This is a genomic window from Streptomyces sp. DH12, from assembly GCF_020873895.1.
In the GTDB taxonomy this organism is placed as follows: Bacteria; Actinomycetota; Actinomycetes; order Streptomycetales; family Streptomycetaceae; genus Streptomyces.
In genome coordinates, this window is record NZ_JAHWGT010001029.1 from 1 (window position 1) to 457 (window position 457).

Genomic DNA, 457 nt, shown 5'->3' on the forward strand with positions numbered 1-457 from the left:
GGGTCAGCCTGGGGGTCATGTCTGGCGGAGCCTCCTCCATACCGCCTTGGCGGCGTTGTGGCCGGGCATGCCGTGCACGCCGGGGCCGGGCGGGGTGGCCTGCGAGCAGATGAACACGGCGGGGTGCGGTGTCGTGTACGGGAACAGCGACAGCTTGGGGCGCAGCAGCGTCTGGAGTCCGGAGACCGCGCCGGTGGCGATGTCGCCGCCGATGTAGTTAGCGTTGCGCGCGGCCAGTTCGGGCGGTCCCGCGGGGGCGCGGGCCAGCACCCGGTCGCGGAAGCCGGGCGCGAACCGCTCCAGCTGGCGTTCGATCGCGTCGGTGAGGTCGCCGTTCCAGCCGTGCGGGACGTGTCCGTAGACCCAGAAGACGTGCTTCCCGTCGGGGGCCCGGGTGGGGTCGACGACGGAGGGCTGCACCGTGATGAGGAACGGCGCGTCGGGGGCGCGGTTCTCC

General features: G+C 73.1%; 1 protein-coding gene. It reads right to left on the reverse strand.

Going from position 1 to position 457, the window contains the following annotated elements; genetic code table 11:
* Positions 1 to 15: 15 nt before the first annotated feature.
* On the reverse strand, positions 16 to 457 hold a 442-nt coding region (locus tag LPA54_RS38330), incomplete at its 5' end, for a phytoene desaturase family protein (protein WP_368857904.1).